At 51.9% G+C, this 13,997-nt stretch carries 12 protein-coding genes; 6 read left to right on the top strand and 6 right to left on the bottom strand.

Going from position 1 to position 13,997, the window contains the following annotated elements; all coding sequences use genetic code 11:
• Window positions 1-22: 22 nt before the first annotated feature.
• Window positions 23-853 carry a diaminopimelate epimerase gene (gene dapF / locus GOC95_RS13215; RefSeq protein ID WP_275357679.1) on the bottom strand — a complete coding sequence of 277 codons (831 nt, stop codon included), beginning with the start codon at window positions 851-853 and terminating at the stop codon, window positions 23-25.
• A gap of 165 nt (window positions 854-1,018) precedes the next feature.
• On the opposite strand from dapF, the gene metK reads away from it, so the two are divergent.
• Together metK and GOC95_RS13205 are read left to right on the top strand one after the other, a co-directional pair.
• On the top strand, window positions 1,019-2,182 hold the full coding sequence (metK, locus tag GOC95_RS13210; protein WP_194748785.1) for a methionine adenosyltransferase: 1,164 nt from the start codon (window positions 1,019-1,021) through the stop codon (window positions 2,180-2,182).
• Window positions 2,183-2,295: 113 nt separating this feature from the next.
• Complete coding sequence (locus GOC95_RS13205) at window positions 2,296-3,549, top strand: HD-GYP domain-containing protein (protein ID WP_275357678.1); 1,254 nt, start codon at window positions 2,296-2,298, stop codon at window positions 3,547-3,549.
• Between the two features lie 49 nt (window positions 3,550-3,598).
• Here the strand turns inward: GOC95_RS13205 and topA are convergent, their stop codons facing one another.
• The 4 genes from topA to GOC95_RS13185 all read right to left on the bottom strand — a co-directional run bounded on the left by topA (window position 3,599) and on the right by GOC95_RS13185 (window position 8,353).
• Window positions 3,599-6,151, bottom strand: coding sequence for a type I DNA topoisomerase (topA, locus tag GOC95_RS13200; protein ID WP_275357677.1), 2,553 nt, complete (start codon window positions 6,149-6,151; stop codon window positions 3,599-3,601).
• Window positions 6,152-6,262: 111 nt separating this feature from the next.
• Window positions 6,263-7,204, bottom strand: a complete 942-nt coding sequence (gene ttcA / locus GOC95_RS13195) for a tRNA 2-thiocytidine(32) synthetase TtcA (RefSeq protein ID WP_275357675.1) — start codon at window positions 7,202-7,204, stop codon at window positions 6,263-6,265.
• 68 nt (window positions 7,205-7,272) lie between these two features.
• On the bottom strand, window positions 7,273-7,593 hold the full coding sequence (locus GOC95_RS13190) for a hypothetical protein (protein WP_275357673.1): 321 nt from the start codon (window positions 7,591-7,593) through the stop codon (window positions 7,273-7,275).
• 7 nt (window positions 7,594-7,600) lie between these two features.
• Window positions 7,601-8,353: a pteridine reductase gene (locus GOC95_RS13185; protein ID WP_275357671.1), complete on the bottom strand. Its 753-nt coding sequence runs from the start codon at window positions 8,351-8,353 to the stop codon at window positions 7,601-7,603.
• Between the two features lie 40 nt (window positions 8,354-8,393).
• On the opposite strand from GOC95_RS13185, the gene GOC95_RS13180 reads away from it, so the two are divergent.
• The gene (locus tag GOC95_RS13180) at window positions 8,394-9,563 is read left to right on the top strand and encodes an SAM-dependent methyltransferase (RefSeq protein WP_275357669.1); all 1,170 of its coding nucleotides are present in this window, start codon (window positions 8,394-8,396) and stop codon (window positions 9,561-9,563) included.
• A gap of 164 nt (window positions 9,564-9,727) precedes the next feature.
• Window positions 9,728-10,447, top strand: a complete 720-nt coding sequence (gene trmB / locus GOC95_RS13175; RefSeq protein WP_275357668.1) for a tRNA (guanosine(46)-N7)-methyltransferase TrmB — start codon at window positions 9,728-9,730, stop codon at window positions 10,445-10,447.
• A 36-nt stretch (window positions 10,448-10,483) separates the two neighbouring features.
• Here trmB and yihA read toward each other — a convergent pair whose 3' ends face one another.
• Window positions 10,484-11,119 carry a ribosome biogenesis GTP-binding protein YihA/YsxC gene (yihA, locus tag GOC95_RS13170; protein WP_275357666.1) on the bottom strand — a complete coding sequence of 212 codons (636 nt, stop codon included), beginning with the start codon at window positions 11,117-11,119 and terminating at the stop codon, window positions 10,484-10,486.
• Window positions 11,120-11,229: 110 nt separating this feature from the next.
• Here yihA and GOC95_RS13165 point away from each other — a divergent pair, with 110 nt between their 5' ends.
• Both GOC95_RS13165 and GOC95_RS13160 read left to right on the top strand, forming a co-directional pair.
• Complete coding sequence (locus tag GOC95_RS13165; protein WP_194748776.1) at window positions 11,230-11,856, top strand: c-type cytochrome; 627 nt, start codon at window positions 11,230-11,232, stop codon at window positions 11,854-11,856.
• Window positions 11,857-12,060: 204 nt separating this feature from the next.
• Complete coding sequence (locus GOC95_RS13160) at window positions 12,061-13,980, top strand: cytochrome c biogenesis protein ResB (protein ID WP_275357665.1); 1,920 nt, start codon at window positions 12,061-12,063, stop codon at window positions 13,978-13,980.
• Window positions 13,981-13,997: the final 17 nt, after the last annotated feature.

Raw genomic sequence — 13,997 nt, 5'->3', positions numbered from 1 at the left:
CTTTATCTTAAAGTTCTTTGTTTTAAATTTCAATTTCGCCGTCAAATACAATCTCTGCCGGCCCGGTCATCAAGACGGGCGACTCTCCGCCTGCCCATTGGATGGTGAGGATGCCGCCACGGGTATGGACTTTGACCGGGCTTTGTAGTGTACCCAGTTGGATGCCACTGACGGCTGCCGCGCAGGCGCCAGTGCCGCAAGCCAGCGTTTCACCACTGCCGCGTTCATAGACACGCAAATTGATCTCATGCTCGTTCAGGACCTGCATAAAACCCGCATTCACGCGTTGCGGAAATTGAGGATGCGATTCTATTTGCGGACCAAGGCTGGCGACTTCGGCCGTATGCACATTGTCTACCAGCATGACTGCATGCGGGTTGCCCATGGATACTGCGCTGACTGTGATGGTTTCGCTTGCCAATGGCAATTCATAAGTGGTTGCTTGTTGCTCAGCCTCAAATGGGATCTGCGCGGGTGTAAAACGAGGCGCGCCCATATTCACTGTGACTTGTCCGTCTTCTTGTAATTTGAGCGTAATCACGCCACTGGCGGTTTCGACCTTGATTTCGTGTTTGTCTGTGAGCCCTTTATCCACGACAAATCGCACAAAACACCTGGCCCCATTGCCGCATTGCTCAACTTCGCCACCATCCGCATTAAAAATGCGGTAACGAAAGTCCACGTCAGGCGTGGTCGTCGACTCGACCATCAATAACTGGTCGCAACCCACGCCAAAATAGCGGTTGGCGATGTGCTGGATTTGGGCATGGGAGAGGTTGACGGGTGCTCGTGTCGCATCAATGACGACAAAATCATTGCCGGCGCCCTGCATTTTGGTGAATCTTAATTTCATAGCTCAAGATAATACCTTATCGGGCCGTTGAAGGCATCTATGGACATTATATTTATTCCTAGTTGTTTTTAAACTCGGGTAGAATCAGCCATCCCACGATTTGTGGCGGGCTTTAGCCTTTAGTCCGCTGCTTTTATTAACTTTATACTTTTCAAGGCGTCAAACATGAGTGAATATCTTTTTACCTCGGAATCCGTTTCCGAAGGTCATCCTGACAAACTGGCCGATCAAGTTTCTGACAGCATTCTCGATGCCATTCTTGCCCAAGATCCGACAGCACGTGTGGCGGCGGAAACTCTGGCAAATACAGGCCTGATTGTGTTGGCCGGTGAGATTACAACCACAGCCAATGTTGATTACATCAAAGTGGCCCGGGATGCAGTCAAGCGTATCGGCTACGACAATACCGATTACGGCATTGACTACAAAGGTTGTGCGGTACTGGTGGCTTATGACAAACAGTCCCCGGACATTGCGCAAGGCGTCGATAACGCCAATGATGATCCTCTGGATCAGGGCGCGGGTGATCAGGGTCTGATGTTTGGCTATGCCGTGAACGAAACGCCACAACTGATGCCTTTGCCCATCTGGTTGAGCCACCGTGTCATGGAGCGTCAATCGCAACTGCGTAAAGATGGCCGCTTGCCTTGGCTGCGTCCGGATGCCAAATCACAAGTCACGATTCAGTATGTCGATGGCAAACCGCATAAAATTGACACCGTGCTGGTGTCTACCCAGCATGCCCCTGAGATGACTTTAGAAGCCATTCGTGAAGCTGTCATTGAAGAAATTATCAAACCGACTTTACCCGCAGAATTGATCAAAGGCGAGATCAAGTATCTGGTCAATCCGACCGGTCGTTTTGTCATTGGCGGCCCGCAAGGTGATTGCGGTCTGACCGGCCGCAAAATTATTGTGGATACCTATGGCGGTGCTGCACCCCATGGTGGTGGCGCATTCTCTGGCAAAGACCCTTCCAAGGTTGACCGCTCAGCCGCTTATGCGGGTCGTTATGTCGCCAAAAACATTGTCGCTGCAGGGTTGGCGGACAAGTGTCTGGTGCAGGTGAGCTATGCGATTGGCGTTGCTCAACCGACCTCTATCATGGTCGAGACCTATGGTACCGGCAAGGTGTCTGATGAACGTCTGACACAATTGGTACGCGAGCATTTTGACTTGCGTCCCAAAGGCATTGTCAAAATGTTGGACCTGTTGCGACCTATTTACAGCAAAACAGCAGCATATGGTCACTTTGGCCGCGATGAACCCGAGTTCAGCTGGGAAAATACCGACAAGGCGGCAGCACTGCGCGCGGCGGCTGGATTGTAAACAACATTCACATAAAAGTAATTTTCAAGAGGGCATTTGCCCTCTTTTTTTATGGCTATTTGACCTGAATCAATTGTAAAATTGTTAGCAGTTGTATGGGGGTTGTAAACGGGATGCTTAAAACAATTAAAGTGAAGGACGTGCGCCTAGGCATGTACATTCATGAGCTCAAGGGGCAGTGGATGGATCATCCATTTTGGCGCAGCAAGTTTGTGCTCAAAGACCCTGAAGACTTGCAAAAACTCCTTGCCAGCCGCATCCAAGAGGTAGTGATTGATATCAGCCAGGGCCTGGATGTTGCTAAGGCCAAAAAAACCTTATCCGAGCCCCCTCCGCAGCCAGCCTTGTCCGATAAGGAGCTGGTCATGCTTGAGTTGGATGGTCCGGCACCGTCCCCACCGCCCGCCTCACCTGATCCGAATAGACACACCCCGACCACGATTGAGGCTGAGCGAGAGCAAGCGGTTAAGATCATTGCTTCTTCGCGCAAAGCCATTAGCTCAATGTTTCAGGACTTGCGCCTGGGTAAAGCAATAGAGGCGGAAGCAGTGATGCCCATCGTGGAAGAAATTTCTGCCTCTGTTACGCGTAATTCGCATGCGCTGATTAGTCTTGTACGGCTAAAAACGGTAGATGATTACACGTATATGCACTCGGTGGCGGTATGCGCACTGATGGCGGCCCTGGCAAAAGAGCTCAAGCTTTCTGATGCAGAGATCCGTAAAGCCGGATTGGCCGGATTAATGCATGATATGGGCAAAGCTGCGATTCCGCTGGATATTTTGAATAAACCTGGCGCACTCTCTGATCAGGAGTTTGATATCGTCCGCCAGCATCCGCAGTTGGGCTACGATATGTTGCTTAAAGCGAATGTTGCCGATGAAGTCACGCTCGATGTTTGTTTGCATCATCATGAGAAAGTGGACGGAAGCGGCTATCCCAAGCGACTGTCTGGAGACCGCATTAGTATTTTTGCCAAGATGGGCGCTATTTGTGACGTGTATGACGCCGTTACGTCGACCCGTTCATATAAACCGGCTTGGGAGCCAGGTATGGCACTCAAACGTATGGCCAGTTGGGCCGGGCATTTTGATCCGGTCATCTTTAAGGCTTTCGTCAAGAGTTTGGGTATTTATCCTGTGGGGACTGTGGTAATTTTGAAGTCTGGCCGTTTGGCTGTCGTGGTCAGGCAATCGCCTGACAGTTTACTCAAGCCGGTCGTGAAGGTGTTTTTCTCCACAAAATCCAAAACGCGTATTCCCGTGGTTGAATTAGATTTATCCAAGGGAATGGATGAGATTGTAGGCAATGAGTCCGCTGCAGCCTGGGGCGTAGACAACATTGATCATTTATGGACGAATCATTAGTCCTCGCCATCGCAGCAACAATAAATAAAGGGAGCTAAGCTCCCTTTATTTATCCTGCTTCGGTTTTTTTTGTGCGTTTGCTGGTGGTTGTCTTGGTTGTTGTCTTTTTGGCAGGCGCTTTTTTAGCTGTCGTTTTTTTACCAGTTTTAGTGCCGCCGTCTTTCGCTGCCTTTTCGGCCAATAACTCTAGCGCTTGCTCAACGGTTAACTCTTCCGGCGTCACACTCTTTGGCAGTGTGGCGCGGATCCCGCTATGTTGTACATAGGGACCATAACGTCCTGAGAATACCTCAATACGCCCCTCGCCTGAAGGGTGCGCCCCCAAGTCAGCCAGCGGTGCCGGGCCCCCGGCAGCCGCCAACAGTGCGACTGCGCTTTCCAGCGTAATGCTGAACACGCTTTCAGTTTTTGGGATGGACTTGAACTTGCCGTCGTGATTGACGTAGGGGCCAAAGCGGCCAATATTGGCGACGATTTTTTTACCGGTTTCCGGGTGTGCGCCCAGATCCCGAGGCAGGCTGAGCAGCATGTGCGCCGTATCAATATTGATCTGGCTGAGTGGAATCTCTTTGGGGATGCTGACGCGTTTTGGTTTTTTCTTTTCGCCTTCCACAGGCTGACCTACCTGTAAATAGGGGCCATAAGGGCCGCTCATCAGGTAAATGTCTTTTTGGGTTTCCGTGTCCTGACCGATGACGACCGGTTCGGCGGCGGCATTGGTTTCACCATCCAGGCTGCGTTTGTAATCACATTTGGGGGTGGCGTTGTAGCCGGTACAACCGATAAAGCTACCATAGCGGCTCAGTTGTTTCTGCAACTGGCGGCCACATTTTGGGCATTGTTCATCTATGAGTTCATTGCCCGGACGTTCGACATCGGCCTTGACCTGGATCTGCTGGTTAAACCCTTGCCAGAACTTGTCCATGACGGGCACCCAGTCTAAATTCCCCTCTGCAATTTCATCGAGCTCGTTTTCGAGTTTGGCGGTAAAGTCATAATCCACATACTGGGTAAAGTGCTCGGTCAAAAACTTGTTGACGACACGACCTACGTCCGTAGGGGTAAAGCGTTTCTTATCCAGTAGCACATACTCGCGGTCTTGCAAGGTGGAGATAATGCTCGCATACGTCGAGGGGCGGCCAATACCGTATTCTTCCAGTGCTTTGACCAGGCTGGCCTCAGAGTAACGCGGCGGCGGCTCGGTAAAATGTTGCTCGCCATAAATACGCTCAACGTTCAGCACTTCGCCTGTTTCCAGGTGCGGTAGTTTGGCCTCGGCATCTTCGTCGTCTTTGTCGTCGTCCTTGCCTTCCATATAGACGGCAATAAAGCCAGGGAAGACCAGCGTTTGCCCACTGGCCCGGAACAGGTTAGCCTCAGAGCCGACGGCCAGATCAACGCTGACCGCGTCATATTTGGCCTGTGTCATCTGACAAGCCAGCGTGCGCTTCCAGATCATTTCATACAGTTTGAACTGCTCGTCATTCAGATATTGACGCACACTGGCTGGCGTCCGTGTAATATCGGTTGGGCGGATCGCCTCGTGTGCCTCTTGGGCATTCTTGGCTTTGGTTTTGTACATGATGGGCGCTTTGGGCAGGTAGTCTGCGTCAAAATGCTTTTTCACGTAGTCGCGGATTTGCATGACTGCTTCAGTGGCCAGGCTGAATGAGTCGGTACGCATGTAGGTAATCAAACCGACGGTGCCGCTACCTACGTCTACCCCTTCATACAGTTGTTGTGCAACACGCATGGCGCGGCTGGTGGTAAAGCCCAGCTTGCGCACGGCCTCTTGTTGCAAGGTTGACGTGGTAAAGGGGGCGGCCGGACTCCGGCTGCGTTGTTTTTTCTCAACGCGGGTGACCGTTGTTTTGCCGGCAGACGCCAGCAGCAGTTTGCCGACGATATCGGCTTGCTGGTCATGATTGATGACGGTGAACTGTTCGACTTTTGCCCCATTGAGCTGCACCAGCTTGGCTTCAAAACCATGCGCATGCTTGAGCGCACCCATATGGATGCTCCAGTATTCCTGACTGGTAAAGGCTTCGATTTCGAGCTCGCGTTCGACAATCAGGCGCAAAGCAGGGCTCTGCACGCGGCCAGCCGAGAGGCCGCGGCGGATCTTTTTCCATAGCAGTGGCGATAAATTAAAGCCAACCAGATAGTCCAGCGCGCGGCGCGCCTGCTGCGCATTGACCAAGTCCATCGAAATGTCGCGCGGATGATCAATCGCATACTTGACGGCGGTTTGCGTGATTTCGTTAAACTCAACGCGTTTGAGCAATTTGTTCTTGATCAGCTTTTTCTCAGCCAGAATCTCGGCAATATGCCAGGAGATGGCCTCGCCTTCGCGATCCGGGTCGGTTGCCAGATAAATGCTGTCTGCATTTTTGACTGCTTTGGCAATCGCATCTACGTGCTTGCTGTTGCGGTCGATAATGCCGTACTTCATGGCAAACTGCTGGGTTGGATCGACGGCGCCATTTTTCGGAATCAGGTCTCGTACATGCCCGTAAGAGGCCAAGACTTCAAAGTCGCCGCCCAAATACTTTTTTAGGGTTTTGGCTTTGGAAGGGGATTCTACAATCAGTAGTTTGGACATTGCGTAGTCTGTTTAAGCGTTGGCTAGATAATAGCAAGCGTTGCAACGGGTAGACAACCTTCCATACAAGAAAGTGCCGTTTTATACACCTGCCATCCTCAAATAGTTGTTTTATTCTTCAGTGGACACCGCAACTGGAAACGGTTTGCGTGCAAAGGCAATATGTTTTTCGTCTTGCGTGGCAATGGTCAGTGCCATGTCGTTGCTCGAAAATTTCTCATGGTCAAACATGGGGTCTTCATCCTCCTCTTTGGCCTGGCTCAAATGCTTGAAGTCATACAAGTCAAAATCTGCCAAGTGTGAGGGCTCCACATTACCAATGGCACGGAAAATATTATTGATGCGCCCGGGTTGTTCACGCTCCCAGTTGTTAAGCATGTCTTTCACTTTTTGCCGCTGCAAGTTTTCCTGGCTGCCGCACAAATCACACGGAATAATCGGAAACTGCATGCCGCGTGCATAAGCGGCAATGTCTTTTTCGGCACAATAGGCCAGCGGGCGGATCACCATGAATTCGCCACGGTTGGTCGCCAGCTTGGGCGGCATCGCCTTCATCTTGGCACCGTAAAACATGTTTAAGAACAAGGTTTGCACAATGTCATCGCGATGGTGTCCCAGCGCAATCTTGTTAGCACCCAATTGCTGTGCCGTGGTGTAGATAATGCCACGACGCAGGCGTGAACACAGGCTGCAAGTGGTTTTGCCCTCAGGGATTTTTTCCTTGACGATGGAGTAGGTGTCGGCCTCGACGATGCGATATTCAACACCCAGTTTTTCAAAGTAGGCCGGCAGAATGTCGGCTGGAAAGCCCGGCTGCTTCTGGTCCAGATTCATCGCAATCAGTTTGAAGTTGATCGGCGCGCGTTCTTGCAGCGCCAGCAGAATCATGAGCATGGCATGGCTGTCTTTGCCGCCACTCATGCACACCAGCACGGTATCGCCTTCCTCAATCATGTTGTAGTCACCAATGGCTTTACCGGTGGCACTAATCAACTGGTTGCGCAGCTTTAAAAAATTCTGGCTGACATCGTCAGGGTAATGTTTGATCTTCATAGGCGCGCATTATAGCGGAAAGCCGGGCGTAAAAATGGTAAGTGTTTGATTATTTGAGGTGATTTTGTTTATTCCAGCGTAACATCTGCATCGCATCGCGTATCTGCAGCAATCCAGCGTCTGAATAATCGGCTGGCCGCACGGTTGAGCCTGGTCGGTAGCCAGCTTAAAAATTGCGCCGGCGCACTGACCATGCCGCAAAAATAACGTTTTTCAACTTCACTCCAGATCAGGGCGCGGCACGGGGTTTGATGCGGCCAGAGCAGGGTCAGACTCACCGGGCAGGGCTCGGCCGCACAACAGACACCACAGCCATTACAGGCTGCACCCAATTGGGGTTTGGGGGGTGCAGCAGCATGGATAGTGATGGTCTGCTCTTTAATCCGCATCGCTGAGTTACATACTTAAATGGCGGCCGCCATCCACGGCCAGCACATGGCCGGTGATAAACGGCGCGTCATACACCAGAAATTTGACCGCCTTGGCAATATCCTCTGGTTCGCCTGTGCGCTTAAGCAGGGTCTGGTTGACGACCTGTTGCCGGTAGATTTCATCAAACTCCTGATGGTCTTCTGGCCACAATACTGGCCCAGGTGCGACCGCATTGACGCGTACATTGGGCGCCAACTCCTGCGCCAGCGATTTGGTCAGGTTGACCAGACCGGCTTTGGCGGCACTGTAAACGATGTAATGCTTTTTTGGGCGCTCTATGTGCATGTCCGTGATGTTGACGATGCATCCCCGGCTGGCGAACAGGGCATCGGCGGCGGCCTGGCTTAAAAATAAGGGCGCTTTAAGGTTGCTGCCGGTGAGTTCGTCCCATTGTGCTTCGCTAATGCCACCGAGGGGTGTCGCATAATAGCTGGAAGCGTTGTTGATCAGTGCATCGAGTCGGCCGAATTGTTGCAAGGTGGCTTGGATCAGTTTGGGTAAATCTGCCGTTTGCAGTAGGTTGGCCTGCATGATCGCTACACTGTCGGCACGCGTCTGGTTGAGCTCTGCTTGCAGTGTTTCGGCTTCTTGCTGACTGGTGTGGTAGTGCAACATCACATTGGCCCCTTGCTGGTGCAAGGCGCGGGTGATGGCGGCGCCTACCCGCTTGGCACCGCCAGTAATCAATACTACTTTATTGTTAGGGCTGAATTTCACGTTGTACTCTTTTCTAAACGGCTCACATTATAATGATTGAATGACTGTTCAACCCACTTCTTCCCGCTTGCCTGTGCCGGATGCGCTGATGCAGGCGCACAGCGACGCCCTGCACCAACAGATCAAAGCGCATATTGAGCAACAAGGCGGCTGGATTTCCTTTGCGGATTACATGCAGCAAGCCTTGTATACGCCACACCTCGGATATTACAGCGGCGGCGGCAATAAGTTCGGTATAGGCGGCGATTTTGTGACTGCTCCCCAAATTTCGCCTCTCTTTGCGCAGGCCATCGCCAACCAGCTCGCCCCTGTGCTGTTAGAAACCGGGGGGGCTATTTTGGAGCTAGGCGCAGGCACCGGCAGATTGGCGCAAGGCTTGCTGCAAGCGCTGCATACCCAGCACCAGCTACTCCCACACTACTCTATCCTTGAGGTAAGTGCCAACTTACGGATGCGCCAGCAAGAAAGCTTGCAGGCAGGCTTGCCAGCCGAGCTTTATGCACGGGTGCAATGGCTGGATCGTTTGCCTGAGCAATTCACGGGCGTGGTGATTGGCAATGAAGTGCTGGATGCAATCCCGGTACAGCTGGTGGAGTGGCATGGCGGCCGCTGGCTGGAGCGCGGGGTTGGCTATGAACATGGTTTTGTATGGCAAACGCGCCCTTTGCAAAATGAAGCAGGCGTCGCACACATCGACGCCGCTCAGTTGCCAGAAGGCTATCTCACCGAAATCAATCCTGCGGCACAAGGATTGATCGCCAGTCTCGCCGCGATGTTGCAGCAAGGATTGATCTTGCTGCCTGATTACGGCTTCAGTGCCCGCGAGTACTATCACCCGCAGCGCAACCAGGGCACACTGATGTGTCATTATCAGCACTATGCGCATGATGATCCGTTGCGGTATCCCGGCTTGCAAGACATCACCGCCCACGTCGATTTTACCGCCATGGCCGAAACGGCATTGGCACATGGACTCGATTGCGCGGGATACACCAATCAAGCCCAGTTTTTGATCAATTGCGGCATTCTGCAATTGCTACAGCAGATCAATCCCGAAGACAGTGCCCATTATTTGCCGCAGGTGGCTGCGGTGCAAAAGCTGTTGTCACCGGCGGAGATGGGCGAATTATTCAAGGTATTGGCTTTGAGTAAAGGGATCTCATTGCCATTGCTGGGCTTTTTGCAAGGGGATAAGCGTCATCAGCTTTAAGTTTGGGCTGGTTGATGGCGGCCGTGTATGCTTGAATCAGCCATGTTTGCGCTTGAGTGCACGCAACCTTGATTGACACATTGTTGTACTCGCGACTGGTTGCAATGAAGCTGAAAGCACAGACCGTAAAAATCACAAAATCAAAAGCATGCCTCTCAAGTATAATGCGCTCCATGAGTGAATTAGACCAAACCCTCCCGATTGACGAAGCGCCTTATCAACGCCGTATCCGCAGTTTTGTGCTGCGTCAGGGCCGCTTGACCAAGGGCCAGGAGCGCGCATTACAAACGGCCTGGCCGCAATTCGGGATCGAGTATGCAGCGCAGCCGCTCGATCTGAATCAGGCATTCGCGCGTAGCGAGAGCAAAAAAATCCTTGAGATCGGCTTTGGCATGGGGGATGCGACGGCAAAGATTGCACAAACCTTGCCTGACTATGACTTTCTGGCAGTCGAGGTACATACCCCAGGCGTGGGGAGTCTGCTCAAGTTGATGCAGGAGGGGGATATCCAGAATATCCGTATTATTCAGCATGATGCGGTTGAGGTGTTACAGCAGATGTTGGCAGACGGTTCGCTGGATGGCGTACACATTTTCTTTCCCGATCCCTGGCACAAAAAACGTCATCACAAACGTCGATTGATCCAGGCTGAGTTTGTAAAACTGTTGTGCTCAAAATTGAAAGCGGGCGCTTACATTCATGTGGCGACTGACTGGCAGGAGTATGCCGAGTGGGTACTTGAGGTGTTGCGCGCAGAGCCACAGTTGCAGAATACTGCGGCAGATTACGCCGAGAAACCGGCCTACCGTCCGCTCACCAAGTTTGAAAACCGGGGTCTCAAGTTGGGACACGGGGTGTGGGATTTGGTGTTCAGGCGCGTTTAAGGCCAAGCAAAAAGGCAGACTGTGCGTCTGCCTTTTTTATTCGCTGGCTGGCGCCACCGCTTCCGTTTGGGGGGCACCACCGAAAAACCATTCGCCCAGCACTTTTTCTGCTTCATCCACGCCTTGCTTTTTCAGGCTGGAAAAGAGTTGTACGGTGATGGCATTTCCCCAGTTGGCTTGGAGCTCTTTGCGGACTTTACCTAAGGTGATGGTAGATTCGCTGCGCGACAATTTGTCGCTTTTGGTCAGCAGTACGTGCACAGGTTTGCCGCTGGGGCAGAACCAGTCCAGCATTTGCCGGTCTAGTGGTGTGAGTGGGTGACGGCTATCCATGACCAGTACCAGGCCGGCCAGGCTGCTACGTTCGCTCAGGTAGCGGGACAGCACGTTTTGCCAATGCATGCGCATGGCTTCAGGCACCTTGGCGTAACCGTAGCCAGGCAGGTCAACCAGGTGCTTGTCATCGCCCAGGGTGAAAAAGTTAATCAGCTGTGTGCGACCTGGTTGCTTGCTCACAAACGCGAGCCGGTTATGGTTGGCCAAAGTGTTCAGCGCGCTCGATTTTCCGGCGTTAGACCGGCCGGCAAACGCTACTTCAATGCCACTGGCTGGGGGCAAGTCCCGCAGGTGGTGTGCAGAGAGGTGAAAGCTGGCATTTTGGAAAACAGGCATGATGGCGTTGAGCTGACTCAAGATTTGTGGACTATTCAGGCTTGCATGCTATCACGAACAGGCTTTGTTTGATAAAATGCTGCAGAATAAAAACGTTGGGGCATTCAGATATGTTAAAGAGTTTTAAAGCGGGATTGTTTTTATTGCTGGCAACTGGCTTGCAGCCTGTTTTTGCTGAGGAAGCGGCCCCTGCGGCGGCGCCAGCGGTCAATGGCCCTGAGAAAATCGTGCAGAACGTCTGTGCGGCTTGTCATGGCGCAGATGGTAACAGTGTGATTACGACCAACCCCAAGTTGGCGGGTCAGCATCCTGAGTATCTGGTCAAGCAGTTGACTAACTTTAAAGAAGGCACGCGTGCCAACGCAGTGATGTCCGGCATGGCCGGTGCCTTAAGCCAGGAAGACATGGAAGGCCTGGCAAAATACTTTTCTTCCCAAAGCATCAAGCTGAACAAGGCGAAAAGTAATGGTAAAGGCTCACTGGGCGAGAAGATCTATCGCGGCGGGATTGCTGCAACGCAAGTGCCTGCCTGTGCAGCTTGTCATGGCGCGACGGGTGCCGGGTTGCCCAAGCAGTTTCCGCGCTTGGCCGGGCAGCATGCAGATTACACCTTGCAGCAACTGCGTACTTTCCGCACGGGTGAGCGCGCCAATGCACCAATGATGATGACCATCGCCGGTAAAATGAGCGATGCCGAGATGCAGGCTGTTGCAGACTATATCCAAGGTTTGCGTTAATTTTTGACTGCTCGAAAAAGGTGGCTTTGGCCACCTTTTTTACTGTAGCCGTATGCAACCTTTGCAGTTTTGTGTCGTCCACAACAGCGGGCCTTGCGTTAAGACCGTGACTGATCAGCAACCAAACTTATCCATCTTTTTGACGAGAACGATTTGAAATCACCAGCTTCATTTTCCCGGCGTGTTTATGAGTTACTGAGTTCCATGCGTTTTGCCGTGAGCTTGTTAACGCTGTTGGGCGTTGCGTCGATTATTGGTACCGTACTCAAGCAGAATGAGCCCTATACCAATTACATCGTCAAGTTCGGTCAATTCTGGTTTGAATTGTTCGAATTGCTCGGGTTGCTGGATGTCTATCATGCGGCGTGGTTTTTGGTGATTTTACTGTTTTTGGTGATTTCAACCACCTTGTGCGTGCTGCGGAATACACCGCTCATGCTCAAGGAATGGAAAACCTATAAAGAGCATGCGACTGAAAAGTCCTTGCGTTTATTTGAGCATCAGGCCAGTCTGACGACGGCTTCGGCAGCACCCGCCTTACAGTCACAGTTGTCCGCCTGGTTGACGGCAGAGCGTTACACTTATAAGGCCACACCACAAAGTAATGGCGATGTGCTGATTGCGGCCAAATTGGGGACGCATCAGCGCCTGGGCTATATCTTTACGCATGCCGCGATTGTGGTGATTTGTTTTGGTGGCCTGCTCGATGGCAATTTGCCGTTCAAGATTCAGGAATTGCTGGGTTGCAAAAAGGTTGAGACGCGCGATATTCCTTCACGCCAGGTGCCGCCTGAGAGTCGGCTGGGGGTGGGCAACCTTTCATTCCGCGCCAATATGACCTTGCCGGAAGGCGAACGTGATAACGTGTCTTTCTTACGGGTGCGTGATGGCTATCTGGTCCAAGAATTACCTTTTACGGTCATGCTCAAGGACTTTCGTATCGAGCATTACCCGACCGGGATGCCGAAATCGTTTGAAAGCGATATCCTCATCACTGATTCAGACCTGAAGCAACCGATTGAGGCGACGGTCAGAGTGAATCATCCTTTTATTTACAAAGGGATTGCGATTTACCAATCTGACTTTCAGGATGGTGGCTCACAGCTCAAATTCAAACTCTGGGATTTGGCCGCTAACCAGCAGGATGGATTTGATGTGGATGGCGTGATCTTGCAAAAAGGCTCGCTCGGTGACGGCGCGCAAAAACTGACCGTCGAATTCAACGAGTTTCGCCAGTTTAACATCCTGAATCTGTCGGCGGATGGTAAAGGTAAGCCGCACAATGTGGGGCCAAACACCACGTTCAAATTGCGCAATGCCAGTGGCCAGGCTCGTGAGTACGTGAATTACATGCAGCCTTTGATGCTGGATGGCCGCGCTTATTTTGTCTCTGGCATGCGTGAGACCGTGCAGGAGGACTTCAAGTATTTGCGCATTCCGGCAGATGACGACATGGAAATCACCGGTTTTATGCGATTGCGTCAAACCTTGCGCGATGACAAGTCGATTCAGGCGATCGCGCAACAGGTAGCCGCGCAAATGCCAGGTAATAACCCTACATTACGAGCGCAGTTTGAGCAAAGCTTGCAGCAGCTACTGATGACCTTCAAGCGTGGCGGCTACAGTGAGTTGTCGCGCATTATTGAAAGCGCTGTGCCCAAAGACCAGCGCGAGCAAGCGGCACAAACTTATCTCAAATTGTTGAATCGTGCAGCGATGCAGGCATATCAAATGAGCCGTGCACAACGTCACTTGCAGCCTATTGCAGAGGATCAGACCAGCGCCATCTTTATACAGGATAGCCTGAATGCCATGAATGACTTATTCTTTTATGGCACACCGTATTATTTTCAGCTCAAGAGTTACACGCTGAAACAAGCCAGTGGTTTTCAACTGACGCGCTCGCCTGGGCAGAATTGGGTATATCTGGGGTCGGTGATGTTGGTACTGGGTATTTTTGCCATGTTCTATATTAAGGAACGTCGCTTGTGGTTATTGATCAAACCTGCACAGCACGAAGTCCTGGTGGCCATGTCGTCTAACCGTAAAAATATGGACTTGGATCAGGATTTTGCGCGTGCGCGCCAGCAACTTTCAACGCTGTTGCAAGCACCTTCAGCATAATGCGTTATTGAATCGGG

Source organism: Methylophilus sp. YYY-1, assembly GCF_029132825.1.
GTDB classification, from domain to species: Bacteria; Pseudomonadota; Gammaproteobacteria; order Burkholderiales; family Methylophilaceae; genus Methylophilus; species Methylophilus glucosoxydans.
The sequence above is the reverse complement of the archived record's forward strand: the minus strand, read 5'-3'. Positions and strand labels throughout refer to the sequence as shown.

What these genes read in the sequence shown, in the direction of transcription:
- topA (WP_275357677.1), bottom strand. Translation starts at nt 6,151, where the DNA reads ATGTCCAAACTACTGATTGTAGAATCCCCTTCCAAAGCCAAAACCCTA.
- GOC95_RS13160 (WP_275357665.1), top strand. Translation starts at nt 12,061, where the DNA reads ATGCGTTTTGCCGTGAGCTTGTTAACGCTGTTGGGCGTTGCGTCGATT.
- GOC95_RS13205 (WP_275357678.1), top strand. Translation starts at nt 2,296, where the DNA reads ATGCTTAAAACAATTAAAGTGAAGGACGTGCGCCTAGGCATGTACATT.
- GOC95_RS13165 (WP_194748776.1), top strand. Translation starts at nt 11,230, where the DNA reads ATGTTAAAGAGTTTTAAAGCGGGATTGTTTTTATTGCTGGCAACTGGC.
- GOC95_RS13190 (WP_275357673.1), bottom strand. Translation starts at nt 7,593, where the DNA reads ATGCGGATTAAAGAGCAGACCATCACTATCCATGCTGCTGCACCCCCC.
- ttcA (WP_275357675.1), bottom strand. Translation starts at nt 7,204, where the DNA reads ATGAAGATCAAACATTACCCTGACGATGTCAGCCAGAATTTTTTAAAG.
- metK (WP_194748785.1), top strand. Translation starts at nt 1,019, where the DNA reads ATGAGTGAATATCTTTTTACCTCGGAATCCGTTTCCGAAGGTCATCCT.
- GOC95_RS13180 (WP_275357669.1), top strand. Translation starts at nt 8,394, where the DNA reads ATGACTGTTCAACCCACTTCTTCCCGCTTGCCTGTGCCGGATGCGCTG.
- trmB (WP_275357668.1), top strand. Translation starts at nt 9,728, where the DNA reads ATGCGCTCCATGAGTGAATTAGACCAAACCCTCCCGATTGACGAAGCG.
- dapF (WP_275357679.1), bottom strand. Translation starts at nt 853, where the DNA reads ATGAAATTAAGATTCACCAAAATGCAGGGCGCCGGCAATGATTTTGTC.
- yihA (WP_275357666.1), bottom strand. Translation starts at nt 11,119, where the DNA reads ATGCCTGTTTTCCAAAATGCCAGCTTTCACCTCTCTGCACACCACCTG.